The sequence below is a fragment of the Pseudomonas sp. GW821-FHT09H03 genome, assembly GCF_059415945.1.
Window position 1 is genome coordinate 1 of record NZ_JBWKOF010000031.1, and the last position, 24,128, is coordinate 24,128.

Sequence of the window (24,128 nt, forward strand, 5' to 3'; positions counted from 1 at the left end):
AGCTTTCCAGTCCGCTACAGGCCTGTATTTACTAGGAATAATCAGCTCACTCTAGGCCGGAAGCGGCCCCTATAGGCACACAAGCCCTCCATGACAAAAAGGCCCTCTATGACACAGAAGCCCTCTATGGCACACAAGCCTTCTGTGACACACAAGCCCTCCATGACACAGAGGCCCGCCATGACGCAGGACCTCTTCATCACAGGGCTCAGGCCGAATGGCGAACCATGTCCACATGAGGAATCCCGGCTTCCAGGAACTCCTCGCTGACCATGCGAAAGCCCAGGCGCTCATAGAACGCCGTGGCTTGCACCTGGGCGCTGAGCATCTGCTGCTTGAGCCCGCGCTTCTCGGCTTCACCGATCACTGCATGCATCAGTGCATCGCCGACTTTCAGGCCGCGCCAGTCCTTGAGTACCGATACCCGGCCAACGTGCCCGTCGGGCAGCAAGCGGGCGGTACCGATCGGAAAGTCGCCTTCGAACGCCAGGAAATGCACGGCGGTCGCGTCATCGGCGTCCCATTCCAGCTCGGGTGGCACGCATTGCTCGGCGACGAACACCGTCTCACGAATGCGCCGGATCTCGGCGTTGTCCTTTTGCCAGTCTGCGACACTTACGTGAATCTTATTCATCGGCGAACCCCAGGCTTCCTTGCTTGACCAGTTCGCACAGCAGGCTGCGGCCGTCTTCGTCGCTCAGCCAGGCGCCGAGGTTGTCGATGTGCAGCGCGTCGGCGGCGCAGATCATCTTCAACAGTTCGCGCAACTTGCCTGGCAGGTAGCGGCTCTGGCCGCTGGCGAACAGCAGCAGGTCGTCGTCGACTTCCGACCAGGCCAGGCGTGCGCTCGGGTTGCGGATCAGCACGGCGCCTTCTTCCAGTGCGCTGAGCACGTCGTCTTCTTCCAGATCTTCCGGCCCGACCACCAGTTCCGGGTAACGCGGCTCGGTCATGAACTGGCCGAACCAGGTCAGCAGCAGGCGCTCGTCGCTCATGTGTTCGGCCAGCAGGCCTTTCAAGCGGTCGAGGGCGTCATGCTGGATCTGGTGCGGATCCGCCACCGGCAGGGCGTCGGCGTCGGTGTAGCGCTCTTCATCCGGCAGGAACTGGCTGAGGAAATCGGTGAAGTGGGTCAGTACTTCAGCGGCGCTCGGTGCGCGGAAACCAACCGAATAGGTCAGGCAGTCATCGACTGCAACGCCGCAGTGGGCCAGGCGCGGTGGCAGGTACAGCATGTCGCCCGGTTCCAGGACCCACTCATCGGTGGCTTCGAAGTCGGCGAGGATGCGCAGGTCGGCATGCTGCAGCAGGGCGCTATCGGAATCGCACATCTGGCCGATCTTCCAGTTGCGCTTGCCATGGCCTTGCAGCAGGAACACGTCGTAGTTGTCGAAGTGCGGACCCACGCTGCCACCCGGGGCGGCGAAGCTGATCATCACGTCGTCGATGCGCCAGCTCGGCAGGAAGCGGAAATGTTCGAGCAGTTCGCTGACTTCCGGTACGAACTGGTCCACGGCTTGAACCAGCAGGGTCCACTCTCGCTCCGGCAATTTGCTGAATTCGTCTTCGGCAAACGGACCGCGGCGCAATTCCCACGGGCGTTCGCCGTTTTCGATGATCAGACGCGATTCGACTTCTTCTTCCAGTGCCAGGCCGGCCAGTTCGTCGGCGTCGATCGGGCTTTCGAAATCAGGAATTGCCTGACGGATCAGCAGTGGTTTTTTCTGCCAGTAGTCGCGCAGGAATTCCCGTGCCGTGATACCGCCGAGAAGTTGCAGAGGAGTGTCAGGATTCATGTGTAACCTATTGAAAAAATGCACTTTTCATACGGGAATAAAAACGCCCGGCGCTGCCGGGCGTCTCAAAGGGGTCTTGCGGTCGATCAGATACGTTTGGCTTGCTCTACAGCGTTACCGATGTAGTTCGCCGGGGTGAGCAACTTCAGCTCTGCCTTGGCGGCGGCCGGCATGTCCAGGCCGTCGATGAAAGTCTGCAACGCTTCCGGGCTGATGCCCTTGCCGCGGGTCAATTCTTTCAGCTTCTCGTACGGGTTTTCGATGTTGTAGCGGCGCATCACGGTCTGGATCGGCTCGGCCAGGACTTCCCAGCAGGCGTCCAGGTCAGCGGCGATTTTCTGCTCGTTGAGCTCCAGCTTGCTGATGCCCTTGAGGCTGGCTTCGTACGCGATCACGCTGTGGGCGAAGCCGACACCGAGGTTGCGCAGTACGGTGGAGTCGGTCAGGTCGCGCTGCCAGCGGGAGATCGGCAGTTTGCTCGCCAGGTGCTGGAACAGTGCGTTGGCGATGCCCAGGTTGCCTTCGGAGTTTTCGAAGTCGATCGGGTTGACCTTGTGCGGCATGGTCGACGAACCGATTTCGCCAGCGATGGTGCGCTGCTTGAAATAACCCAGGGAGATGTAGCCCCAGATGTCGCGGTCGAAGTCGATCAGGATGGTGTTGAAGCGCGCGATCGCGTCGAACAGCTCGGCGATGTAGTCGTGCGGTTCGATCTGCGTGGTGTACGGGTTGAAGCCCAGGCCCAGCTCGTCTTCGATGAAGGCGCGGGCGTTGGCTTCCCAGTCGATCTCGGGGTAGGCCGACAGGTGGGCGTTGTAGTTGCCGACAGCGCCGTTGATCTTGCCCAGTAGCGGAACGGCAGCGACCTGAGCGATCTGGCGCTCCAGGCGGTAAACCACGTTCGCCAGTTCTTTGCCCAGGGTGGTCGGCGAGGCCGGCTGACCGTGGGTGCGCGACAGCATCGGCACGTCGGCGAAACGGATGGCCAGTTCGCGGATGGCGTTGGCGGTCTGGCGCATCAGCGGCAGCATCACATCATCACGGCCTTCGCGCAGCATCAGGGCGTGGGACAGGTTGTTGATGTCCTCGCTGGTGCAGGCAAAGTGGATGAATTCGCTGACCTTGGCCAGTTCCGGCAGCTTGGCCGCCTGCTCCTTGAGCAGGTATTCGATGGCTTTGACGTCGTGGTTGGTGGTGCGCTCGATCTCTTTGACGCGCTCGGCGTGCTCCAGAGAGAAGTTTTCCGCCAGGGTGTTCAACACCGCGTTGGCTTGCGCGGAGAACGCCGGCACTTCGCTGATGGCAGGGTGAGCGGCCAGGCGCTGGAGCCAGCGCACTTCAACCAGGACTCGGGCACGGATCAGGCCGTACTCGCTGAAAATTGGGCGCAGGGCCTGGGTTTTGCCGGCGTAGCGGCCGTCAACAGGGGAAACCGCAGTGAGCGAAGAAAGCTGCATGGGGTGTTCTCGGACAGTCGGGCAACGAAATGGGGCGCGTATCATACATGAAAAAATCCGCCGGTCCGTCGCCAACTGACCGGCGTATTACGCGTTACAGATTACAAAAGCATGTTGCGGGCGCGGTTCAGCTGCTGCGCATCAGCGGATAAAGCTCTTTGAGCAGCTTGCGCCGGCTGACCACCAGCTGCCAGCGATGCCCGCCCAGCTGCCGCCACAGGCGTGCCGAACGGATACCGGCGAGCAGCAGGGCGCGAATTTTCGAGGCATTGCTCGGTTGTTGCAGGTTACGCATGTCGCCGTGCACCTGGATGCGTTGGCGCAAGGTGCTCAGGGTATCCTGGTACAGCGCGCCACAGGCGGCGATCACGTTTTCGTGAGCCGGGCCAAAGTGTTCGACCTGGGACTGGATTTGCGGCAGGCGCTTACCGATCACGTCGAGCATGTCGCCGCGCTTGGTCAACTGACGCTCCAGGCCAAGCATGGCCAGGGCATAACGCAAGGGTTCGCGCTGCAGGGCGCTTGGATCGCGTTCGAGGGCGCCGATCAAGGCACGATAGCCTTCGCGCAGATTGATATCGTCGCCGCCGTAGACTTCCAGGGTGTCCTTGGGATCGCGAATCAACAGGCTACCCAGCATGCAGGTCAGGCCGGCTTCGTTGGTCTGGCCGGTCTTGGCGATCTTGTCGACCAGCACGGCGGCGAGAAACACGCCGCCCAGCGCCGTCAGTTGTTCCTGGGTGGGAGTCATTGCGCCTGGCCTTTACTGGTCCATGGCTCTGCCACTTCAATGACGCCGCCGCCCAGGCAGATTTCGCCGTCGTAGAACACCACGGACTGGCCCGGGGTGACTGCGCGCTGCGGGTCATCGAAAGTCGCACGGTAACCGGTGGCGGTCTTTTCCAGGGTGCAGGGCTGGTCGCTCTGGCGATAGCGGACCTTGGCGGTCAGCCTGCACGGCTGGCTCAGGTCGATCGGGTTAACCCAATAGATGTCCGAAGCGAGCAGGGCGCGGGAGAACAGCCAGGGGTGATCGTTGCCCTGGCCGACGATCAGCTCGTTGTGTTCCAGGTCCTTGATCAATACGTACCACGGCTCGTCACTGGCATCTTTCAAGCCGCCGATGCCCAGGCCCTGGCGCTGGCCGATGGTGTGGTACATCAGGCCGTGGTGACGGCCGATGATCTCGCCTTCGGTGGTCTTGATCTCGCCCGGCTGGGCCGGCAGGTACTGCTTGAGGAAGTCACTGAAGCGGCGCTCGCCGATAAAGCAGATTCCGGTGGAGTCCTTTTTCTTCGCGGTCGCCAGTTCGTATTTCTCGGCAATCGCGCGCACTTCGGGTTTTTCCAGTTCGCCGACCGGGAACAGGGTCTTGGCGATCTGCTCGCCGCCGACGGCGTGCAGGAAGTAGCTCTGGTCCTTGTTCGCGTCCAGGCCCTTGAGCAGTTCGGTGCGGCCGTCGATGTCGCGGCGACGCACGTAGTGACCGGTGGCGATCAGGTCGGCGCCAAGCATCATGGCGTAGTCGAGGAACGCCTTGAACTTGATCTCGCGGTTGCACAGGATATCCGGGTTCGGCGTGCGGCCGGCCTTGTATTCGGCCAGGAAGTGCTCGAACACGTTATCCCAGTACTCGGCGGCGAAGTTGGCGGTGTGCAGCTTGATGCCAATCTTGTCGCACACGGCCTGGGCGTCCGCCAGATCATCCATGGCGGTGCAGTATTCGGTTCCGTCGTCTTCTTCCCAGTTCTTCATGAACAGGCCTTCCACCTCATATCCCTGCTCGATCAGCAGAAGGGCGGAAACGGAAGAGTCCACGCCGCCGGACATGCCGACAATGACGCGCTTCTTTTGTGTGTCAGAAGGGGCTGGATCACGCATAGGGATTCAATGAGTGTCTTGAAAAAGGACGAGATTCTAACAGGCTCAAGCCTGCAAGGCTAAAGAGAAGGACGGATCAGTTCGAGGCCGAAGTGATGGCCGGCCAGGTAATCGTCGATGCAGCGGATGATCAGCTCGCTGCGCCAATGGTCGCGCTGCTCGATTAATTCGTCGCGGGTCAGCCACTTGGCGCCGACGATGCCGTCGTCCAGTTGGTAATCGGGGCGGTGTTGCAGCGGTTTGGCGATGAAGCAGACTCGCTGATAAGTCACGCCGTTGCTTGGGGCGGAGTAGAGATAAATTCCCACCACGCCGGTGGCTTCGACGTCCCAGCCGGTTTCTTCGAGGGTTTCGCGTACGGCGGCTTCGGTCAGGGTTTCATTCGGATCCAGATGGCCGGCAGGCTGATTGAGCACCACGCGGCCGTGCTTGAGTTCCTCGACCATCAGGAAGCGGCCGTTGTCTTCGACGATGGTGGCGACGGTGATGTGGGGTTTCCAGTCCATGAAGTTTCCTCAAATTCTGAATATTGAAACACGGTCAATGTGGGAGCGGGCTTGCTCGTGAAAGCGGCGGTTCAGTCAATGGAGATGTTCAATGATAAACCGCATTCGCGAGCAAGCCCGCTCCCACATTGGATCTTTGGTGGGGCCAAAAACACAAACCCCGGCACATGGCCGGGGTTTGTGATGTTCCCTTACAACCTTAAACCAACGCTGCAACCGCTGCGTTGAAGGTTGCGCTCGGGCGCATGGCCTTGCTGATCAGCTCGGCACTGGCGTGGTAGTAACCGCCGATGTCCACTGGCTTGCCCTGAACGGCGTTGAGCTCGGCAACGATGGTTGCTTCGTTCTCGGTCAGAGTCTTGGCCAGGGTCGCGAACTGCGCTTGCAGTGCAGTGTCTTCGGTCTGGGCAGCCAGGGCCTGAGCCCAGTACAGCGCCAGGTAGAAGTGGCTGCCGCGGTTGTCGATGTTGCCGACTTTACGCGATGGCGACTTGTTGTTGTCCAGGAACTGGCCGGTGGCCTGATCCAGGGTCTTGGCCAGAACCAGCGCCTTCGGGTTGTTGTAAGTAACACCCAGGTGCTCGAGGGACGCGGCCAGAGCGAGGAACTCGCCCAGGGAGTCCCAGCGCAGGAAGTTCTCTTCCAGCAGTTGCTGAACGTGTTTCGGAGCCGAACCACCGGCGCCGGTTTCGAACAGGCCACCGCCATTCATCAGCGGCACGATCGACAGCATCTTGGCGCTGGTGCCCAGTTCCATGATCGGGAACAGGTCGGTCAGGTAGTCGCGCAGTACGTTGCCGGTTACCGAAATGGTGTCCTTGCCTTCGCGAGTGCGCTGCAGGGTGTACTTCATTGCATCGACTGGCGCCATGATCTGGATGTCCAGGCCGGCGGTGTCGTGATCCTTCAGGTAAGCCTGAACTTTCTCGATCACCACGCCGTCGTGGGCGCGCATCGGGTCCAGCCAGAAAATGGCCGGGGTGCTGCTTGCGCGGGCACGGTTGACGGCCAGCTTGACCCAGTCCTGGATCGGCGCGTCTTTGGTCTGGCACATGCGGAAGATGTCACCGGCTTCAACAGCCTGTTCCATCAGCAGGGTGCCTTTGCTGTCGGTCACACGAACCACGCCGTCAGCCTTGATCTGGAAGGTCTTGTCGTGGGAGCCATACTCTTCGGCTTTCTTAGCCATCAGGCCAACGTTCGGCACGCTGCCCATGGTGGTTGGGTCGAAGGCGCCGTTGGCGATGCAGTCAGCGATCACAGCCTGGTAGATAGTGGCGTAGCAACGGTCCGGGATCACCGCCTTGGTGTCGTGCAGCTGGCCGTCGGTGCCCCACATCTTGCCGGAGTCACGGATCATGGCCGGCATCGAGGCGTCGACGATAACGTCGCTCGGCACGTGCAGGTTGGTGATGCCTTTGTCGGAGTTGACCATGGCCAGCGACGGACGAGCAGCGTAGACCGCCTGGATGTCGGCTTCGATGGCTGCTTGCTGCTCGGCCGGCAGGGCCTTGATGCGAGCGTACAGGTCGCCGATGCCGTTGTTCAGGTTAAAGCCGATCTGTGCCAGCACGTCAGCGTGCTTGGCCAGTGCGTCTTTATAGAACTCGGCAACGATCTGGCCGAACATGATCGGGTCGGAGACCTTCATCATGGTGGCTTTGAGGTGAACCGACAGCAGTACGCCATTAGCCTTGGCGTCTTCGATTTCAGCGGCGATGAAGTTACGCAGGGCGTTTTTGCTCATCACGGCGCAGTCGAGGATCTCGCCAGCCTGAACGCTGGTCTTTGCCTTCAGGACGGTGGTCGTGCCGTCTTGAGCGATCAATTCGATTTTCACGGCGTCAGCGGCGTCGATCAGGGCGGCTTTTTCGCTGCCGTAGAAATCACCGGTGCTCATGTGCGCGACGTGGGACTTGGAGTCCTTGGCCCAGGCGCCCATCTTGTGCGGGTGCTTGCGAGCGTAGTTCTTCACCGACAGCGGGGCGCGACGGTCGGAGTTGCCTTCGCGCAGAACCGGGTTCACGGCGCTGCCCTTGATCTTGTCGTAGCGCGCCTTGACGTCTTTGTCGGCGTCGCAGGTGACGGTTTCCGGGTAGTCCGGCAGTGCGTAGCCCTGAGCTTGCAGCTCTTTGATCGCGGCTTGCAGTTGCGGTACCGAGGCGCTGATGTTCGGCAATTTGATGATGTTGGCTTCAGGCGTAACGGCCAGGTCGCCCAGTTCGGCGAGGTGGTCGGCTACGGCTTTGTCACCCAGTTGCTCGGGGAAGCTGGCCAGGATGCGTCCTGCAAGAGAGATATCGCGGGTTTCCACGGCGATATCAGCCGAGGCGGTGAAAGCCTCTACGATAGGCAACAGTGAATAGGTGGCGAGGGCAGGAGCTTCGTCGGTGAAGGTATAGATGATCTTCGAGCGGGTGGGCATATTCGGATTAACTCTCTCTTCTTTGCTAAAGCGTGCGCAGAAACTCGAGGGGCGCCGGGTAAGCGCGTTCGTTCAAAGTCATCCATGAGCCGAATATCGAGATTTCGTTGCTGTGATGTTGGGTGCATCAGTAGGGCGTCAAGTGGCCGGGCTGCTGTAGCAGGCCGGCTTGCCGGGCGGAAACTGTCGTCGTAGAGCCGTTCCGCCGTCGTGACCCTTTAGTCAGCGGCCGCATTATACATAGGTAGCTGGCATTCTGCCGATGCTTCAGATGCAATGATTCTCGTCCATTGGTCTAAAGGTCGCAGGAGCGGGGTCGGTGCAAGGTCAATGCTTATCCCGGGTTTTGGTATTTTTGCCTTTGCTTTCAAGCTTGTAGTGCGCCCGTTGCAAGGCTTTACCGCAGATGACAGGAACATAGGGTTTGCGCGCCGATTTAACTGGGTTACGCTCGAACCAAGCCAGATGTTCAATCCAATCAATGGAGTTCAGCATGGGTTACAAGAAGATTCAGGTTCCAGCTGTCGGCGACAAAATCACCGTCAATGCAGACCATTCTCTCAATGTTCCGAATAACCCGATCATTCCCTTCATCGAAGGCGACGGTATTGGCGTTGATATCAGCCCCGTCATGATCAAGGTTGTCGATGCTGCCGTTAAAAAGGCCTACGGCGACGAGCGCAAGATTTCCTGGATGGAAGTGTACGCCGGGGAAAAAGCGACCCAGGTTTACGATCAGGACACCTGGCTGCCTCAGGAAACCCTGGACGCAGTCAAGGATTACGTGGTTTCGATCAAGGGCCCGCTGACGACTCCGGTCGGTGGCGGCATCCGTTCGTTGAACGTGGCACTGCGCCAGCAACTGGACCTGTACGTCTGCCTGCGCCCGGTGCGCTGGTTCGAAGGCGTGCCGAGCCCGGTCAAGAAGCCAGGCGACGTCGACATGACGATCTTTCGTGAGAACTCCGAAGACATCTACGCCGGTATTGAATGGAAGGCCGGTTCGCCGGAGGCGACCAAGGTCATCAAGTTCCTTAAAGAGGAAATGGGCGTCACCAAGATCCGTTTCGATGAAAACTGCGGTATCGGCGTCAAGCCGGTGTCCCTGGAAGGCACCAAGCGTCTGGCGCGCAAGGCGCTGCAGTATGTGGTCGACAACGACCGCGACTCGCTGACCATCGTGCACAAAGGCAACATCATGAAGTTCACCGAAGGTGCCTTCAAAGAGTGGGCCTACGAAGTGGCGGCTGAAGAGTTCGGCGCGACCCTGCTCGACGGTGGCCCGTGGATGCAGTTCAAGAACCCGAAAACCGGCAAGAACGTTGTCGTCAAGGATGCCATCGCCGATGCCATGCTCCAGCAGATCCTGCTGCGCCCGGCTGAATACGATGTCATCGCGACCCTGAACCTCAACGGCGACTACCTCTCCGACGCCCTGGCGGCGGAAGTGGGCGGTATCGGTATTGCGCCGGGCGCCAACCTGTCCGACACCGTGGCCATGTTCGAAGCCACCCACGGTACTGCACCGAAATACGCGGGCAAGGACCAGGTCAACCCGGGTTCGCTGATCCTGTCGGCAGAGATGATGCTGCGTCACATGGGCTGGACCGAAGCGGCCGACCTGATCATCAAGGGCACCAACGGGGCGATTTCCGCCAAGACCGTGACCTATGATTTCGAGCGCCTGATGGACGGAGCCAAGCTGGTTTCTTCCTCCGGCTTCGGCGATGCGCTGATCTCGCACATGTAAGCGAGCGGCAGTCATGCAAAAAACCGCCCGGCTCAATCGAGCCGGGCGGTTTTTTTATGACTGGGATGACGGTGTGGTCTTAAGCCGTAACGGTCTGTTGTGCAGCGGGTGCCGTGGAATTCAGGCTGTCCACGGGGTTGCCGATGTTGACTGCGTGCAGGCCCTTGGGCCCCTGGATAATCTCGAATACAACAGCTTGACCGGCTTTCAGGGTTTTATAGCCATCCATCTGGATGGCGGAAAAGTGGGCAAACAGATCGTCTGTGTTGCCGTCTTCATTTATGAAACCGTAACCCTTGGCGTTGTTGAACCATTTGACCTTGCCGCTGACCTTGACGCCTGACATACCAACTCCCTCTGCAACAGACTCCATCACTGGAGTATCATCCAGTACATCCGCAGTCGTATCTGAAAATAAGATTGACTCCGCGGACCTTTTTTACCCACTGTGGGCTCTATTGGTTGTAACACCGTTTTGCCGATAGTCAAGCAGACCCGGCACTCGGAGTTGAAAACGCTGATAGCCGCCCCCACCACTGTAATTGAACAACAGACGAACCTTTCTTTCCATGCATGCAATCAGCCAGATTCGACTAACATTCAATCAGGATCGCCCGACTCTCCAGAAGGATCGCCCGGAGGAACACGACGACGATTCCGCAGGCATTGCTGTTCAGGAGGCCAAGCCTGCTTTACAGGCACCGCCGATGTACAAGGTGGTTTTGTTCAATGATGACTACACACCGATGGATTTCGTCGTCGAAGTGCTCGAGGTGTTTTTTAACCTGAATCGCGAGCTGGCGACCAAGGTCATGCTGGCCGTCCACACAGAAGGGCGGGCAGTATGTGGAGTGTTTACCCGGGACATCGCCGAGACCAAGGCCATGCAGGTCAACCAGTACGCCAGGGAAAGCCAGCATCCGCTACTCTGTGAAATCGAGAAGGACGGTTAATCGCCGGACACTTGGGTATGAGGTGAAGCTATGTTAAACCGCGAGCTCGAAGTCACCCTCAATCTTGCCTTCAAGGAAGCACGCTCGAAGCGTCATGAATTCATGACCGTCGAGCATCTCCTGCTGGCCCTATTGGACAATGAGGCTGCCGCCACCGTTTTGCGTGCGTGCGGCGCGAACCTCGACAAACTCAAGCATGACCTGCAGGAGTTCATCGACTCCACCACGCCACTGATCCCCGTTCATGACGAGGACCGCGAAACCCAGCCAACCCTGGGCTTCCAGCGTGTACTGCAGCGTGCCGTGTTTCACGTACAGAGCTCGGGCAAACGCGAAGTGACTGGCGCCAACGTGCTGGTCGCGATCTTCAGTGAGCAAGAGAGTCAGGCAGTGTTCCTGCTTAAACAGCAGAGCGTTGCGCGCATCGATGTCGTCAACTATATCGCCCATGGCATTTCCAAGGTGCCGGGGCATGGCGATCACTCTGAAGGTGAGCAGGATATGCAGGACGACGAGGGCGGTGAATCTTCTTCCTCGGGCAATCCTCTGGATGCTTATGCCAGCAACCTCAACGAACTCGCGCGCCAGGGTCGGATCGATCCACTGGTGGGGCGTGAGCTGGAAGTCGAACGCGTAGCGCAGATCCTGGCGCGTCGGCGCAAGAACAATCCGCTGCTGGTTGGCGAGGCGGGCGTGGGTAAAACCGCGATTGCCGAAGGCCTGGCCAAGCGCATCGTCGACAACCAGGTGCCGGACCTGCTGGCCAACAGTGTGGTGTATTCCCTTGATCTGGGAGCCTTGCTGGCCGGTACCAAATACCGCGGTGATTTCGAGAAGCGCTTCAAGGCGTTGCTCAATGAACTGAAAAAACGCCCGCAGGCGATCCTGTTCATCGACGAAATCCACACCATCATTGGTGCCGGTGCCGCCTCTGGCGGCGTCATGGACGCCTCGAACCTGCTCAAGCCGTTGCTGTCGTCGGGTGATATCCGTTGCATCGGCTCGACCACGTTCCAGGAATTTCGCGGAATCTTCGAGAAGGACCGTGCCCTGGCCCGGCGCTTCCAGAAGGTCGACGTGTCCGAGCCTTCGGTGGAAGACACCATCGGCATTCTGCGCGGACTGAAGGGGCGCTTCGAGTCCCATCACAATATCGAATACAGTGATGAGGCTCTGCGCGCCGCTGCCGAACTGGCTTCGCGCTATATCAATGACCGGCACATGCCGGACAAGGCCATCGATGTCATCGACGAGGCGGGTGCCTATCAGCGCCTGCAGCCGGTGGAAATGCGCGTCAAGCGCATTGAAGTGCCGCAAGTCGAGGATATCGTCGCGAAAATTGCGCGAATTCCGCCAAAACACGTCACCAGTTCCGACAAGGAACTGCTGCGTAACCTTGAGCGTGACCTGAAGCTGACCGTGTTCGGTCAGGACGCGGCGATCGACTCGCTGGCGACCGCGATCAAATTGTCGCGCGCTGGCCTGAAGTCGCCTGACAAGCCTGTCGGTTCGTTCCTGTTCGCAGGGCCGACCGGTGTCGGTAAAACCGAAGCGGCGCGTCAACTGGCCAAGGCGCTGGGCGTCGAGCTGATTCGCTTCGACATGTCCGAGTACATGGAGCGCCACACCGTATCGCGTCTGATCGGTGCGCCTCCGGGTTATGTCGGGTTCGATCAGGGCGGTCTGCTGACCGAAGCCATCACCAAGCAGCCACACTGCGTGCTGTTGCTCGATGAAATCGAGAAGGCGCATCCGGAAGTCTTCAACCTGCTGCTGCAGGTCATGGACCACGGGACCCTGACCGATAACAACGGGCGCAAGGCGGATTTCCGTAACGTGATCGTCATCATGACGACCAACGCCGGTGCCGAAACCGCAGCCCGAGCTTCGATCGGTTTCACGTTCCAGGATCACTCGTCCGACGCGATGGAAGTGATCAAGAAGAGCTTCACGCCAGAGTTCCGCAACCGTCTGGATACCATTATCCAGTTTGGTCGCCTCAGTCATGAGGTCATCAAGAGCGTGGTGGACAAGTTCCTCACCGAGCTTCAGGCGCAGCTGGAAGACAAACGTGTGTTGCTGGAAGTCACCGATGCCGCCCGCAGCTGGCTGGCAGCCGGTGGTTACGACTCGGCCATGGGCGCTCGTCCGATGGCTCGCCTGATCCAGGACAAGATCAAGCGTCCGCTGGCGGAGGAGATCCTCTTTGGCGAACTGGCCGAACATGGTGGTGTGGTGCACATCGACATCAAGGATGGTGAGCTGACCTTCGAGTTCGAGACCACGGCCGAGATGGCTTGACGTTAAGCCGCAACAAAACAGAAAGGCGCCGAAAGGCGCCTTTTTGCTGTCTGCAGGTCATACACAAATCCAGTGTGGGAGCGGGCTTGCTCGCGAAAGCGTCGGCACATTCAGCATCCCTGTGTCAGGCAGATCGCCTTCGCGAGCAAGCCCGCTCCCACATTGACCTGGTGTGCTGCATCAAATCCCAGGCAAACAAAAACGCCCGGCATAGGCCGGGCGTCTTGTATTGACTTGATTAACGGGCGCGGTAAGTGATGCGCCCTTTGCTCAAGTCATAGGGAGTCAGCTCTACGCGCACTTTGTCGCCGGTAAGAATACGGATGTAGTTCTTGCGCATCTTGCCGGAGATGTGCGCGGTTACGACGTGCCCATTTTCCAACTCCACACGAAACATGGTGTTGGGCAGGGTGTCGACGACAGTGCCTTCCATTTCGAAGCTGTCTTCTTTCGACATGCAGTAAAGCCCTCGGTGTCCAATGAATGGCCCGGTGCAACTGCGCCAGGCAAAAGCGGCGTGCATTGTGCCCGAAAAGTGGGGTTCAAGCCAAGGGGTTTAGGGAATGCTCTAGTTCAGAACCACCCAGCGCTGGTTAATCAGCAGCTCGATAGGGCGATATTGAGTCTTGTAGCTCATTTTTTTGCAGTTTTTTATCCAGTAGCCAAGGTAGACGGCTTCCAGTTCCAGGCGGCGGGTCTCGGCGATTTGCCACAGGATCGCGAAACGTCCCAGGCTGCGACGCTCTTCGGCGGGTTCGTAGAAGGTATAGACCGCCGACAAACCGTTGGGCAGTAAATCGGTGACGGCAACCGCGAGCAACTGGCCGTTCAGGCGGAATTCGTAAAATCGGGAGAACGGCAGGTCGCGTACCAGGAAGGTCGAAAACTGATCGCGGCTCGGCGGGTACATATCGCCATCGGCGTGGCGTTGCTCGATATAGCGCTGATAAAGGTCGAAGTACTCTTCGCTGTACCCCGGCTTGGCCGGGCGTACCTGCAGATCCGCGTTGCGCTTGAGGATGCGTTTCTGCTGGCGGTTCGGCGTGAATTGAGCCACGGGAATGCGCGCCGGAACGCACGCATTGCAATGCTGGCAATGCGGTCGGTAGAGATGATCGCCGCTGCGACGAAACCCCATCTCCGACAGGTCTGCATAGACATGCACGTCCATGGGCTGGCTAGGGTCCAGGAACAGGGTGGTGGCCTGCTCCTCGGGCAGGTAACTGCAAGAGTGCGGCTGAGTGGCATAGAACTTCAGACGCGCCAACTCGGTCATGATCAACCCTCGGGAATAAGCTTTTGATTAAGTGTAAGCCACGGCGGCAAAAGTCGCTCAGCAAACCCAGGTGGCACCATTGGGTTGATCCAGATGCCTGGCAAGGTAGGCGGCGAATTCGCGGCGGGGAATCGCCCGGGCGCCGAGGCTGTGCAGGTGATCGGTGGGCATCTGGCAGTCGATCAGGACAAAGCCTGAGTCTTGCAGATGCCGCACCAGGGTGGCAAAGCCGAATTTCGAGGCATTGTCGGCGAGGCTGAACATCGACTCGCCAAAAAACAGCTGTCCCATCGCCAGTCCGTACAGCCCACCGACCAGTTCGTCCTGGTCCCAGACTTCCACCGAATGCGCATGACCACGCCTGTGCAGCTCTATGTAGGCGTCCTGCATTGCGTCGGTGATCCAGGTGCCGTCGGCGTATTCCCGTGGCGCGGCGCAGGCGCGGATGACGGCGGCAAAGTCCTGGTCGAAGGTCACTTGATAGCGTTGTTGGCGCAGCAGCTTGTTCAGGCTGCGCGAGACGTGCAGTTCGTCAGGAAACAGTACCGTGCGCGGGTCGGGCGACCACCAGAGAATCGGCTGGCCTTCGGAAAACCACGGAAAGCAACCATGGCGATAGGCGTTGATCAGCCTGTCGGCGGACAAATCGCCACCGGCAGCCAGCAGCCCGTTGGGGTCGCGCATGGCTTTTTCCAGTGGTGGAAAGTTCAGGGAGTTGCGTTGTAACCAAGTCAGCATGGCATCCGGGCTTGCAGAAGGGGAGGGCAGTGGCGGGTGTTGTCCCGCCGTTGAGTTTGCCTTCAAACGACAGGAATGTCGTCCAGGTATTTCTCGGCGTCCAGTGCGGCCATACAGCCCGCGCCGGCAGAGGTCACGGCCTGGCGATAGACGTGATCGGCCACGTCGCCCGCAGCAAACACGCCGGCAATGGCGGTGGCGGTGGCATCGCCTTCGCTGCCACCCTTGACCAGCAGATAGCCGTCGCGCATCTCCAGTTGGCCGACGAACAGGTCGGTATTAGGTTTGTGGCCGATGGCTATAAACACCCCGGCCAGCGACAATTCGCTGGTTGCGCCGGTGTGGCTGTCACGCAAGCGGGCACCGGTGACGCCACTGGAATCACCGAGCACTTCGTCCAGGTTCTGGTTCCAGTGCAGGCGGATATTGCCGTTGGCGGCCTTCTCGAAGAGTTTGTCCTGGAGAATTTTCTCGGAGCGCAACTTGTCGCGGCGATGGATGAGATGCACCTCCCTGGCGATGTTCGACAGGTAAAGGGCTTCCTCGACCGCCGTGTTGCCGCCGCCAACGACGGCCACTACCTGATTTCGATAGAAGAAGCCGTCACAGGTGGCGCAGGCGGAAACGCCTTTGCCGGCAAAGGTTTCTTCAGAGGGCAGGCCCAAATACTGCGCCGACGCGCCGGTGGCAATGATCAGCGCGTCGCAGGTGTACGTGCCGCCGTCTCCGGTCAGCTCGAACGGGCGTTGTTGCAACTTGGCGGTATGAATGTGGTCGTAAACGATCTCTGTGGCAAAGCGCTCGGCGTGTTTTTGCATGCGCTCCATCAGCACCGGACCGGTCAGGCCTTCTACGTCGCCCGGCCAGTTATCGACTTCAACGGTGGTGGTGAGCTGGCCTCCTGCCTGTATGCCGGTGATGACGACCGGTTTGAGGTTGGCGCGGGCGGCATACACGGCCGCACTGTAACCGGCAGGGCCGGAACCCAGAATGATCAGGCGGGAATGCTTCGCTGTGCTCATAAAAACACCTCATAAGCCTTTGTCACAAAAGAGAATGCATGCTCAAATTGAACTGCATGTCATGTGCTGTTGACTATGCTACACCCAAGGGTCGCAAACATGGCGTCGCACGCACAAACCCGTACAATGCCTCGCTATCAAGGCATTTGTATTAAAAAGCAGTGCATACCGTGTTTATAAAAACCGCTGTGCAGTGTTAAAAGTAGTCCCGGTTACGCATCGCAACTTTTTTACCTGCCTGGATTGGGCAGTTTTTTATAGTCAATCAACAGATGGACGCGCCGTTGGCGCAGGAATAGAAGCGTTTTGAAGAAATCCACCGCAGCACCCAAACCAGCCGTCGTTCCGCTCTGGCGCCAACATCTGCACTACCGGCTCAAGGAAGGTGCACTGATCGCCATCGGTGCCCTGTGCCTGTTCCTGATGATGGCCCTGTTGACCTATGGCAAGGATGATCCGGGCTGGAGCCACAACAGCAAGATCGACGACGTGCAGAACTTCGGCGGGCCTGCGGGCTCCTACAGCGCCGATATCCTGTTCATGGTGCTGGGCTACTTCGCCTACATCTTCCCGCTGCTGCTGGCGATCAAGACGTATCAGATCTTTCGTCAGCGTCACGAACCGTGGCAGTGGAGCGGCTGGCTGTTCTCCTGGCGCCTGATCGGCCTGGTGTTCCTGGTGCTCTCGGGTGCGGCGCTGGCGCATATCCATTTCCACGCGGCAACCGGTCTGCCGGCCGGTGCCGGTGGTGCACTGGGTGAAAGCCTCGGTGACCTGGCCAGGACCGCCCTGAACATCCAGGGCAGCACGCTGTTGTTCATCGCCTTGTTCCTGTTCGGCCTGACGGTGTTCACCGATCTGTCGTGGTTCAAGGTGATGGACCTTACCGGCAAGATCACCCTGGACTTGTTCGAACTGTTCCAGGGCGCCGCCAATCGCTGGTGGGCCGCCCGTGCCGAACGCAAGCAACTGGTCGCCCAGTTGCGAGAGGTTGATGACCGTGTGCATGACGTGGTCGCACCGACCGTCACCGACAAGCGCGAACAGGCCAAGGTCAAGGAACGCCTGATCGAGCGTGAGCAGGCCCTGAGTAAGCACATGTCCGAACGCGAAAAGCAGGTGCCGCCGGTGATTGCCCCGGCTCCGGTCAAGCCGGCCGCGCCAAGCAAACGTGTGGAAAAAGAGAAACAGGCGCCGCTGTTCGTCGACAGCGCCGTGGAAGGCACCTTGCCGCCAATCTCGATTCTCGACCCGGCGGAAAAGAAACAACTCAATTATTCGCCTGAATCCCTGGCTGCGGTCGGCCATCTGCTGGAAATCAAGCTCAAGGAATTCGGTGTCGAAGTCGCGGTTGACTCGATTCACCCGGGCCCGGTGATTACCCGTTACGAAATCCAGCCGGCGGCAGGGGTCAAGGTCAGCCGTATCTCCAACCTGGCCAAGGACCTGGCACGTTCCCTGGCCGTGACCAGCGTGCGCGTGGTGGAAGTGATTCCGGGCAAGACTACGGTGGGTATCGAGATCCCCAACGAAGACCGGCAGATCGTGCGCTTCTCCGAGGTACTGTCGACCCCCGAGTACGACAACTTCAAGTCCCCGGTCACACTGGCCTTGGGCCATGATATCGGCGGCAAGCCGGTGATTACCGACCTTGCGAAGATGCCCCACCTGCTGGTGGCCGGTACCACCGGTTCCGGTAAGTCGGTGGGTGTGAACGCGATGATTCTGTCGATCCTGTTCAAGTCCGGCCCGGAAGACGCCAAGCTGATCATGATCGACCCGAAAATGCTCGAGCTGTCGATCTACGAAGGCATTCCGCACCTGTTGTGCCCGGTGGTCACCGACATGAAGGACGCGGCCAACGCCCTGCGCTGGAGCGTTGCCGAGATGGAGCGGCGCTACAAGCTGATGGCGAAGATGGGCGTGCGTAACCTGTCCGGCTTCAACGCCAAGGTCAAGGAAGCCCAGGACGCCGGCGAGCCGTTGAGCGATCCGCTGTACAAGCGCGAAAGCATCCACGACGAAGCGCCGCTGCTGCAAAAGCTGCCGACCATCGTGGTGGTGGTGGACGAATTCGCCGACATGATGATGATCGTCGGCAAGAAGGTTGAAGAGCTGATCGCCCGTATCGCCCAGAAAGCCCGAGCCGCCGGTATCCACTTGATTCTCGCGACCCAGCGGCCGTCGGTGGACGTGATCACCGGTCTGATCAAGGCCAATATTCCGACCCGCATGGCGTTCCAGGTGTCGAGCAAGATCGACTCGCGGACCATCATCGACCAGGGTGGCGCCGAACAACTGCTGGGCCACGGTGACATGCTGTACATGCCGCCGGGTACCAGCCTGCCGATCCGTGTGCACGGTGCATTCGTGTCCGACGACGAGGTTCACCGCGTGGTGGAAGCCTGGAAGTTGCGTGGTGCGCCGGAGTATAACGACGACATTCTCAACGGTGTCGAAGAGGCCGGCAGTGGCTTCGAAGGCAGCAGCGGCGGTGGCGATGGCGACGATCCTGAGGCTGACGCGCTGTACGACGAAGCGGTGCAGTTCGTTCTTGAAAGTCGTCGCGCGTCCATCTCCGCGGTGCAGCGCAAGCTGAAGATCGGCTACAACCGCGCTGCGCGCATGATCGAAGCCATGGAAATGGCCGGGGTCGTGACCTCCATGAACACCAACGGTTCGCGTGAAGTCCTGGCCCCCGGCCCGGTGCGCGACTGACCTGATATTGAAGGGCAGGTGTCTTCAGGCACCTGCCGCACTCCCACGAATGTTATGAGGACTCCCATGCGTCTGATCCGCATGCTGTTGCTGCCGGTACTGGCTTTGACCACGCTCCAGGCTCACGCCGACGACAAGGACGTGGCGCGCCTGACTCAACTGCTGGAAAAATCCCAGACCCTGAGCGCGCGTTTCTCCCAGCTGACCCTTGACGGCACCGGCACCCAATTGCAGGAAACCGCCGGTGAAATGTCCTTGCAGCGTCCGGGGCTGTTCTACTGGCACACTAATGCACCGGCCGAGCAGACCATGGTCTCGGACGGCAAGAAGGTCACCCTGTGGGACCCGGATCTTGAGCAGGCGACCATCAAGAACCTCGATCAGCGCCTGACCCAGACCCCGGCCCTGTTGTTGTCCGGTGACGTGTCGAAGATCAGCCAGAGCTTCGATATCAGCGCCAAGGAAGCCGGCGGCGTGATCGACTTCACCCTGAAGCCGAAAACCAAGGACACACTGTTCGACAGCCTGCGCCTTTCGTTCCGTAACGGCCTGGTCAATGACATGCAGATGATCGACAGCGTCGGCCAGCGCACCAATATCCTGTTCACCGGGGTCAAGGCCAACGAGCCGATCCCGGCTTCCCGGTTCAAGTTCGACATCCCCAAGGGTGCCGATGTGATCCAGGAATAACATGCGACCCCTGTACCTGTAGGAGCGAGCATGCTCGCGATGGTCGACAACGATAACGTTGGCAGCTTGACACCCAGCGGTGTCCTTGAGTCCATCGCGAGCATGCTCGCTCCTACAGGGGGGGGCGTGTTCAATTGAGGTATCAGAGATAGTCATGGACCTGTTTCGCAGCGCTCCGATCGCTCAACCATTGGCCGCCCGCCTGCGCGCGACCAACCTGGACGAGTACGTCGGACAGGAACACCTGCTCGCTCGCGGCAAGCCTTTGCGCGAAGCCCTGGAGCAGGGTGCCCTGCATTCGATGATTTTCTGGGGCCCGCCGGGCGTGGGCAAGACCACCCTGGCGCGCTTGCTGGCGGAAGTCTCGGACGCGCACTTCGAAACCGTCTCGGCGGTCCTGGCCGGCGTGAAGGAAATCCGTCAGGCGGTGGAAATCGCCAAGCAGCAGGCCGGGCAGTACGGCAAGCGCACCATTCTGTTCGTCGATGAAGTGCACCGCTTCAACAAGTCCCAGCAGGATGCGTTTCTGCCGTATGTCGAAGACGGTACGCTGATCTTCATTGGCGCGACCACGGAAAACCCCTCGTTCGAACTCAACAACGCTTTGCTCTCCCGGGCCCGCGTCTATGTGCTCAAAAGCCTCGACGAAGCGGCCCTGCGCAAACTGGTGCACCGCGCGCTGAGTGAGGAGCGCGGTCTGGGCAAGCGCAACCTGACGCTCAGCGACGAAGGCTTCCAGATGTTGTTGTCGGCCGCCGATGGTGATGGCCGACGCCTGCTCAACCTGCTGGAAAACGCCTCGGACCTTGCCGAAGACAACAGCGAGATCGGCACAGACCTGCTGCAAAGCCTGCTCGGCGACACCCGCCGACGGTTCGACAAGGGCGGCGAAGCGTTCTACGACCAGATCTCCGCGCTGCACAAATCGGTGCGCGGCTCCAACCCCGATGGCGCATTGTACTGGTTCGCGCGGATGATCGACGGCGGTTGCGATCCGCTGTACCTGGCCCGGCGCGTGGTGCGCATGGCCAGCGAAGACATCGGCAATGCCGACCCGCGCGCCCTGAGCCTGTGCCTGGCCGCCTGGGAAGTGCAGGAGCGCCTTGGCAGCCCCGAAGGCGAACTGGCGGTGGCCCAGGCCATTACATATCTGGCCTGCGCACCCAAGAGCAACGCGGTGTACATGGGCTTCAAGACGGCATTGCGCGCCGCCGCCGAGCACGGTTCGCTGGAAGTGCCGCTGCACTTGCGCAACGCGCCCACCAAACTGATGAAACAATTGGGTTACGGCGATGAATACCGCTATGCCCACGATGAGCCGGACGCTTATGCCGCTGGCGAAGATTATTTCCCGGAAGAACTTGAACCGATCCCGTTCTATCAGCCGGTGCCCCGGGGCCTGGAGTTGAAGATCGGCGAAAAGCTCAATCACCTGGCGAAACTCGACCGTTTAAGCCCAAGACAGCGGAGAAAATAGTGCTTCCCTTGATCGTTGCGGTTTCCGTCGGCGGAGTTGCCGGCACGCTGTTGCGCTTTGCCACGGGCAATTGGATCAACGCTAATTGGCCGCGGCACTTCTATACCGCGACGCTGGCCGTTAATATCGTGGGCTGTTTGCTGATCGGCGTTCTATACGGTCTGTTTTTGCTACGCCCGGAGGTGCCGATTGAGGTGCGTGCCGGGTTGATCGTCGGCTTCCTCGGGGGGCTGACGACTTTTTCATCCTTTTCACTGGATACGGTGCGCCTGCTGGAAAGCGGGCAAGTGCCGCTGGCCCTGGGCTATGCGGCGCTCAGCGTATTCGGCGGGCTGCTTGCCACCTGGGCCGGCCTGTCCTTGACCAAACTTTGATAAACGAGAAACCGACATGCTCGATTCCAAACTGTTACGTAGCAACCTTCAGGACGTAGCGGACCGCCTGGCATCCCGTGGCTATGTGCTGGATGTTGCGCGCATCGAAGCGCTGGAAGAACAGCGCAAGACCGTCCAGACCCGCACCGAAGCACTGCAGGCTGAACGTAATGCGCGCTCCAAATCCATCGGTCAGGCCAAGCAGCGCGGCGAAGATATCGCGCCGTTGATGGCGGACGTCGAGCGCATGGCGGGCGAATTGAGTGCCGGCAAAGTCGAGCTGGACGCGATCCAGACCGAACTGGACTCGATCCTGCTGGGTATCCCGAACCTGCCGCACGAATCCGTGCCGGTCGGTAAAGACGAAGAAGACAACGTCGAAGTGCGCCGTTGGGGCACCCCGACTGCCTTCGATTTTCCGGTTCAGGACCACGTCGCTCTGGGCGAAAAGTTCGGCTGGCTGGATTTCGAAACCGCCGCCAAGCTGTCCGGCGCACGTTTCGCCTTGCTGCGCGGCCCGATCGCCCGTCTGCACCGCGCCCTGGCGCAGTTCATGATCAACCTGCACGTCACCGAGCACGGCTATGAAGAGGCCTACACGCCTTATCTGGTCCAGGCCCCGGCGCTGCAAGGCACCGGTCAGTTGCCGAAATTCGAAGAAGACCTGTTCAAGATCGCCCGTGAAGGCGAAGCCGACCTGTACCTGATCCCGACCGCCGAAGTGTCGCTGACCAACATCGTTGCCGGCGAAATCGTCGACTCGAAACTGCTGCCGATCAAGTTCGTCGCTCACACACCGTGTTTCCGTAGTGAAGCCGGTGCATCGGGTCGCGACACTCGCGGCATGATCCGTCAGCACCAGTTCGACAAGGTCGAGATGGTGCAGATCGTCGAGCCGTCCCAGTCGATGGACGCGCTGGAGGGCTTGACCGCCAACGCCGAGAAAGTCCTGCAACTGCTGGAACTGCCTTACCGTACCCTGGCGCTGTGCACCGGCGACATGGGCTTCGGCGCGGTCAAGACCTACGACCTGGAAGTGTGGATTCCGAGCCAGGACAAGTACCGCGAAATCTCGTCGTGCTCCAACTGCGGCGACTTCCAGGCCCGCCGCATGCAGGCGCGTTTCCGCAACCCGGAAACCGGCAAGCCGGAACTGGTACACACCCTCAACGGTTCCGGCCTGGCAGTCGGTCGTACCCTGGTGGCTGTGCTGGAAAACTACCAGCAGGCCGACGGTTCGATCCGTGTGCCAGAGGTGCTGAAGCCGTACATGGGTGGCCTTGAGGTCATCGGCTAAATGAACTATCTGCCGCTGTTCCACAACCTTCGCGGCAGTCGTGTGTTGGTCGTCGGTGGGGGGGAGATTGCCTTGCGCAAGTCCCGCCTGCTGGCCGATGCCGGTGCGCTGCTGCGAGTGGTTGCACCTGAAATCGAAGCACAACTGCGTGAGCTGGTTGCCGGCAGCGGTGGCGAGTGCCTTGTGCGCGGTTACGTCGAGGCGGATATGGACGGCTGTGGCCTGATCATCGCCGCCACCGATGACGAAACGCTGAACGCGCAGGTGTCCGCCGATGCCCATCGGCGCTGCGTGCCGGTCAATGTGGTGGACGCGCCGGCCCTGTGCAGCGTGATCTTCCCGGCGATTGTCGACCGTTCGCCATTGATCATTGCGGTGTCCAGCGGCGGCGATGCGCCGGTGCTGGCTCGCCTGATTCGCGCCAAGATCGAAACCTGGATTCCTTCTACCTACGGTCAGCTCGCTGGCTTGGCGGCGCGTTTTCGCCATCAGGTCAAAAAGCTGTTCCCGGATGTGCAGCAACGTCGCGCATTCTGGGAGGACGTTTTCCAGGGGCCGATTGCCGACCGTCAACTGGCCGGGCAGGGTGGTGAAGCCGAGCGTCTGCTGCAAGCCAAGATCGATGGTGAAGCGACGGTGGCCACCGGTGAGGTGTATCTGGTGGGCGCCGGGCCGGGTGATCCCGACCTGCTGACCTTCCGCGCCTTGCGCCTGATGCAGCAGGCCGACGTGGTGTTGTACGACCGTCTGGTGGCACCGGCGATACTCGAGTTGTGCCGTCGCGATGCCGAGCGGGTCTACGTCGGCAAGCGTCGCGCCGATCACGCGGTGCCGCAGGACCAGATCAACCAGCAACTCGTGGACCTGGCCAAACAGGGCAAGCGCGTGGTTCGGTTGAAGGGTGGCGATCCGTTCATCTTCGGTCGCGGCGGTGAAGAGATCGAGGAACTGGCGGCCCATGGCATCCCGTTCCAGGTCGTGCCGGGTATCACGGCGGCCAGCGGTTGCGCGGCGTACGCCGGGATTCCGCTGACTCACCGCGATTACGCGCAGTCGGTGCGTTTTGTTACCGGGCACCTGAAGGACGGCTCCAGCGATTTGCCTTGGGCCGATCTGGTGGCCCCGGCGCAAACGCTGGTGTTCTACATGGGGTTGGTGGGCTTGCCGAGCATCTGCGAACAGTTGATCAAGCATGGTCGCGCCGCCGATACCCCGGCGGCGCTGATCCAGCAGGGCACCACGGTCAACCAGCGGGTGTTTACCGGCACGCTGGCCGACCTGCCACGGTTGGTGGCGGAGCATGAAGTGCATGCGCCGACATTGGTGATCGTGGGTGAGGTGGTGCAACTGCGCGAGAAACTGGCGTGGTTTGAAGGCGCTCAATCACAAGTCTGATCTGTGGTGAGGGGGGGCTATCGGGGCTTGTGTGGCGAGGGGGCTTGCCCCCGCTGGACTGCGCAGCAGGCC

At 60.2% G+C, this 24,128-nt stretch carries 22 protein-coding genes; 9 read left to right on the forward strand and 13 right to left on the reverse strand.

The features are described from left to right. Window positions 1-208 precede the first annotated feature (208 nt). The 8 genes from AC07OG_RS26130 to AC07OG_RS26165 all read right to left on the reverse strand — a co-directional run bounded on the left by AC07OG_RS26130 (window position 209) and on the right by AC07OG_RS26165 (window position 8,560). Window positions 209-634 carry a GNAT family N-acetyltransferase gene (locus AC07OG_RS26130; protein ID WP_060543557.1) on the reverse strand — a complete coding sequence of 142 codons (426 nt, stop codon included), beginning with the start codon at window positions 632-634 and terminating at the stop codon, window positions 209-211. Continuing rightward, window positions 627-1,796, reverse strand: a complete 1,170-nt coding sequence (locus AC07OG_RS26135) for a ribosomal protein uL16 3-hydroxylase (RefSeq protein WP_060543558.1) — start codon at window positions 1,794-1,796, stop codon at window positions 627-629. Before AC07OG_RS26135 ends, AC07OG_RS26130 begins: the two co-directional genes overlap by 8 nt. 86 nt (window positions 1,797-1,882) lie before the next feature. Then, a complete protein-coding gene (gene purB / locus AC07OG_RS26140) occupies window positions 1,883-3,253 on the reverse strand; it encodes an adenylosuccinate lyase (protein WP_060543559.1) in 1,371 nt (456 codons plus the stop codon). Window positions 3,254-3,380: 127 nt separating this feature from the next. Further along, complete coding sequence (gene hflD / locus AC07OG_RS26145) at window positions 3,381-4,004, reverse strand: high frequency lysogenization protein HflD (protein WP_495068492.1); 624 nt, start codon at window positions 4,002-4,004, stop codon at window positions 3,381-3,383. After that, on the reverse strand, window positions 4,001-5,134 hold the full coding sequence (gene mnmA, locus AC07OG_RS26150; RefSeq protein ID WP_495068493.1) for a tRNA 2-thiouridine(34) synthase MnmA: 1,134 nt from the start codon (window positions 5,132-5,134) through the stop codon (window positions 4,001-4,003). Before mnmA ends, hflD begins: the two co-directional genes overlap by 4 nt. 59 nt (window positions 5,135-5,193) lie before the next feature. Further along, entirely contained in the window at window positions 5,194-5,640 is a 447-nt protein-coding gene (locus tag AC07OG_RS26155) for an NUDIX hydrolase (RefSeq protein WP_495068494.1), read from the reverse strand. A gap of 199 nt (window positions 5,641-5,839) precedes the next feature. Next, on the reverse strand, window positions 5,840-8,065 hold the full coding sequence (locus tag AC07OG_RS26160) for an NADP-dependent isocitrate dehydrogenase (protein WP_495068495.1): 2,226 nt from the start codon (window positions 8,063-8,065) through the stop codon (window positions 5,840-5,842). Window positions 8,066-8,392: 327 nt separating this feature from the next. Next, a complete protein-coding gene (locus tag AC07OG_RS26165) occupies window positions 8,393-8,560 on the reverse strand; it encodes a hypothetical protein (protein WP_495068496.1) in 168 nt (55 codons plus the stop codon). Between AC07OG_RS26165 and icd the strand changes: the two genes are divergently transcribed. Beyond that, a complete protein-coding gene (icd, locus tag AC07OG_RS26170) occupies window positions 8,559-9,815 on the forward strand; it encodes an NADP-dependent isocitrate dehydrogenase (protein WP_060543564.1) in 1,257 nt (418 codons plus the stop codon). The two genes, AC07OG_RS26165 and icd, sit on opposite strands and share 2 nt — an antisense overlap. A 79-nt stretch (window positions 9,816-9,894) precedes the next feature. Here the strand turns inward: icd and cspD are convergent, their stop codons facing one another. Then, window positions 9,895-10,161, reverse strand: coding sequence for a cold shock domain-containing protein CspD (cspD, locus tag AC07OG_RS26175; RefSeq protein ID WP_060543565.1), 267 nt, complete (start codon window positions 10,159-10,161; stop codon window positions 9,895-9,897). A gap of 223 nt (window positions 10,162-10,384) precedes the next feature. On the opposite strand from cspD, the gene clpS reads away from it, so the two are divergent. Further along, window positions 10,385-10,768 carry an ATP-dependent Clp protease adapter ClpS gene (gene clpS / locus AC07OG_RS26180; protein ID WP_020799529.1) on the forward strand — a complete coding sequence of 128 codons (384 nt, stop codon included), beginning with the start codon at window positions 10,385-10,387 and terminating at the stop codon, window positions 10,766-10,768. Window positions 10,769-10,798: 30 nt separating this feature from the next. Further along, complete coding sequence (clpA, locus tag AC07OG_RS26185) at window positions 10,799-13,069, forward strand: ATP-dependent Clp protease ATP-binding subunit ClpA (protein ID WP_060543566.1); 2,271 nt, start codon at window positions 10,799-10,801, stop codon at window positions 13,067-13,069. A 238-nt stretch (window positions 13,070-13,307) separates the two neighbouring features. Here clpA and infA read toward each other — a convergent pair whose 3' ends face one another. The 4 genes from infA to trxB all read right to left on the reverse strand — a co-directional run bounded on the left by infA (window position 13,308) and on the right by trxB (window position 16,105). Beyond that, complete coding sequence (gene infA / locus AC07OG_RS26190) at window positions 13,308-13,526, reverse strand: translation initiation factor IF-1 (RefSeq protein WP_002553999.1); 219 nt, start codon at window positions 13,524-13,526, stop codon at window positions 13,308-13,310. Window positions 13,527-13,637: 111 nt separating this feature from the next. Next, window positions 13,638-14,345: an arginyltransferase gene (locus AC07OG_RS26195; RefSeq protein WP_060543567.1), complete on the reverse strand. Its 708-nt coding sequence runs from the start codon at window positions 14,343-14,345 to the stop codon at window positions 13,638-13,640. 57 nt (window positions 14,346-14,402) lie between these two features. Continuing rightward, window positions 14,403-15,083 carry a leucyl/phenylalanyl-tRNA--protein transferase gene (gene aat / locus AC07OG_RS26200; protein WP_060543568.1) on the reverse strand — a complete coding sequence of 227 codons (681 nt, stop codon included), beginning with the start codon at window positions 15,081-15,083 and terminating at the stop codon, window positions 14,403-14,405. A 62-nt stretch (window positions 15,084-15,145) separates the two neighbouring features. Continuing rightward, window positions 15,146-16,105 (reverse strand): thioredoxin-disulfide reductase, encoded by a 960-nt coding sequence (gene trxB, locus AC07OG_RS26205; protein WP_495068497.1) that lies wholly within the window; start codon window positions 16,103-16,105, stop codon window positions 15,146-15,148. A 306-nt stretch (window positions 16,106-16,411) separates the two neighbouring features. Here trxB and AC07OG_RS26210 point away from each other — a divergent pair, with 306 nt between their 5' ends. The 6 genes from AC07OG_RS26210 (at window position 16,412) to cysG (ending at window position 24,056) form a co-directional block, all read left to right on the forward strand. Next, complete coding sequence (locus tag AC07OG_RS26210) at window positions 16,412-18,823, forward strand: DNA translocase FtsK (protein WP_218424995.1); 2,412 nt, start codon at window positions 16,412-16,414, stop codon at window positions 18,821-18,823. 66 nt (window positions 18,824-18,889) lie between these two features. Beyond that, entirely contained in the window at window positions 18,890-19,513 is a 624-nt protein-coding gene (lolA, locus tag AC07OG_RS26215) for an outer membrane lipoprotein periplasmic chaperone LolA (protein WP_060543571.1), read from the forward strand. Window positions 19,514-19,667: 154 nt separating this feature from the next. Further along, window positions 19,668-20,990, forward strand: coding sequence for a replication-associated recombination protein A (locus AC07OG_RS26220; protein ID WP_060543572.1), 1,323 nt, complete (start codon window positions 19,668-19,670; stop codon window positions 20,988-20,990). After that, complete coding sequence (crcB, locus tag AC07OG_RS26225; protein ID WP_060543573.1) at window positions 20,990-21,364, forward strand: fluoride efflux transporter CrcB; 375 nt, start codon at window positions 20,990-20,992, stop codon at window positions 21,362-21,364. The genes AC07OG_RS26220 and crcB overlap by 1 nt, the downstream gene beginning before the upstream one ends. Window positions 21,365-21,380: 16 nt before the next feature. Next, window positions 21,381-22,661, forward strand: coding sequence for a serine--tRNA ligase (serS, locus tag AC07OG_RS26230; RefSeq protein WP_495068498.1), 1,281 nt, complete (start codon window positions 21,381-21,383; stop codon window positions 22,659-22,661). Next, a complete protein-coding gene (cysG, locus tag AC07OG_RS26235; protein ID WP_495068499.1) occupies window positions 22,662-24,056 on the forward strand; it encodes a siroheme synthase CysG in 1,395 nt (464 codons plus the stop codon). Window positions 24,057-24,128 lie beyond the last annotated feature (72 nt).

Bases quoted from the DNA above. Each gene is read 5' to 3' on its own strand.
- cspD (WP_060543565.1), bottom strand. From the start codon at position 10,161: ATGTCAGGCGTCAAGGTCAGCGGCAAGGTCAAATGGTTCAACAACGCC.
- hflD (WP_495068492.1), bottom strand. From the start codon at position 4,004: ATGACTCCCACCCAGGAACAACTGACGGCGCTGGGCGGCGTGTTTCTC.
- clpA (WP_060543566.1), top strand. From the start codon at position 10,799: ATGTTAAACCGCGAGCTCGAAGTCACCCTCAATCTTGCCTTCAAGGAA.
- aat (WP_060543568.1), bottom strand. From the start codon at position 15,083: ATGCTGACTTGGTTACAACGCAACTCCCTGAACTTTCCACCACTGGAA.
- clpS (WP_020799529.1), top strand. From the start codon at position 10,385: ATGCATGCAATCAGCCAGATTCGACTAACATTCAATCAGGATCGCCCG.
- trxB (WP_495068497.1), bottom strand. From the start codon at position 16,105: ATGAGCACAGCGAAGCATTCCCGCCTGATCATTCTGGGTTCCGGCCCT.
- AC07OG_RS26220 (WP_060543572.1), top strand. From the start codon at position 19,668: ATGGACCTGTTTCGCAGCGCTCCGATCGCTCAACCATTGGCCGCCCGC.
- cysG (WP_495068499.1), top strand. From the start codon at position 22,662: ATGAACTATCTGCCGCTGTTCCACAACCTTCGCGGCAGTCGTGTGTTG.
- serS (WP_495068498.1), top strand. From the start codon at position 21,381: ATGCTCGATTCCAAACTGTTACGTAGCAACCTTCAGGACGTAGCGGAC.
- purB (WP_060543559.1), bottom strand. From the start codon at position 3,253: ATGCAGCTTTCTTCGCTCACTGCGGTTTCCCCTGTTGACGGCCGCTAC.
- mnmA (WP_495068493.1), bottom strand. From the start codon at position 5,134: ATGCGTGATCCAGCCCCTTCTGACACACAAAAGAAGCGCGTCATTGTC.
- infA (WP_002553999.1), bottom strand. From the start codon at position 13,526: ATGTCGAAAGAAGACAGCTTCGAAATGGAAGGCACTGTCGTCGACACC.
- AC07OG_RS26135 (WP_060543558.1), bottom strand. From the start codon at position 1,796: ATGAATCCTGACACTCCTCTGCAACTTCTCGGCGGTATCACGGCACGG.
- icd (WP_060543564.1), top strand. From the start codon at position 8,559: ATGGGTTACAAGAAGATTCAGGTTCCAGCTGTCGGCGACAAAATCACC.
- AC07OG_RS26195 (WP_060543567.1), bottom strand. From the start codon at position 14,345: ATGACCGAGTTGGCGCGTCTGAAGTTCTATGCCACTCAGCCGCACTCT.
- AC07OG_RS26155 (WP_495068494.1), bottom strand. From the start codon at position 5,640: ATGGACTGGAAACCCCACATCACCGTCGCCACCATCGTCGAAGACAAC.
- AC07OG_RS26160 (WP_495068495.1), bottom strand. From the start codon at position 8,065: ATGCCCACCCGCTCGAAGATCATCTATACCTTCACCGACGAAGCTCCT.
- lolA (WP_060543571.1), top strand. From the start codon at position 18,890: ATGCGTCTGATCCGCATGCTGTTGCTGCCGGTACTGGCTTTGACCACG.
- AC07OG_RS26165 (WP_495068496.1), bottom strand. From the start codon at position 8,560: ATGCTGAACTCCATTGATTGGATTGAACATCTGGCTTGGTTCGAGCGT.
- AC07OG_RS26130 (WP_060543557.1), bottom strand. From the start codon at position 634: ATGAATAAGATTCACGTAAGTGTCGCAGACTGGCAAAAGGACAACGCC.